The sequence below is a fragment of the Sphingomonas olei genome, from assembly GCF_045369765.1.
Classification (GTDB): Bacteria; Pseudomonadota; Alphaproteobacteria; order Sphingomonadales; family Sphingomonadaceae; genus Sphingomonas; species Sphingomonas panaciterrae.
The window spans coordinates 1-897 of the sequence record NZ_JBIQEU010000077.1; the positions used below are offsets into that span (position 1 = coordinate 1).

The window sequence follows — 897 nt, forward strand, 5'->3', positions numbered from 1 at the left end:
TGAGCTGCCCCCTTCTGAGTGGTCCATCGACTATGACAGTCTGGATCGAGGAAGGGACGACGAATGCCAGCGAAGAAGCACAAGCCCGAGGAGATCATCGGCAAGCTGCGTGAAGTTGAGATCATGCTGGGCCAGGGCGGCACGACGGCCGAGGCATGCCGGCGCATCGCAGTCAGCGAGCAGACCTATTACCGATGGCGCAAGGAATATGGTGGTCTGAAGACGGATCAGGCGCGGCGGATGAAGGATCTGGAGAAGGAGAACCTCCGGCTGCGTCGCGCGATCTCGGACCTGACATTGGACAAGCTAATCCTGCAGGAGGCGGCGCGGGGAAACTTCTGAGCCCCGCACGGCGCCGGCGGTGCATCGACCAGGTGCGTGAGGTGCTGGATGTGTCCGAGCGACGGGTGTGCCGCGTCCTCGGGCAGCATCGGTCGACGCAGCGCAAAGTGCCGTGTGGGGCAGATGACGAGGAGGCGCTGACCGACGACATCGTCGCGCTGGCCAGGCAGTACGGGCGCTACGGCTATCGCCGGGTAACCGCACTGCTGCATGCGGCCGGCTGGTCGGTGAACCACAAACGGGTGGAACGGATCTGGCGACGCGAGGGGCTGAAGGTGCCTCAGCGACAGCCGAAACGTGGTCGGCTGTGGTTGAACGATGGCTCGTGTATTCGGCTGCGGCCGGAATATCCCGGGCACATCTGGGCGTACGACTTTGTCGAGGCACGGACGCACGACGGGCGCAAGTTCCGCATCCTCACGATCATCGACGAGGCCAGCCGCGAGTGCCTGGCGCTGGTGGTCGCCCGTCAGCTTCGCCACGAAGATGTGCTGGCGGCCCTGGCCGAGCTGTTCATTGACCGGGGCCCGCCTGCCCATATCAGATCGGACAACG

1 pseudogene is annotated in these 897 nt (G+C 64.5%); it reads left to right on the plus strand.

Annotated features, from left to right (window positions below):
* Positions 1-63: 63 nt before the first annotated feature.
* Positions 64-897 (plus strand): annotated as a pseudogene (locus tag ACH0BU_RS18115) (IS3 family transposase); the annotation flags it as partial.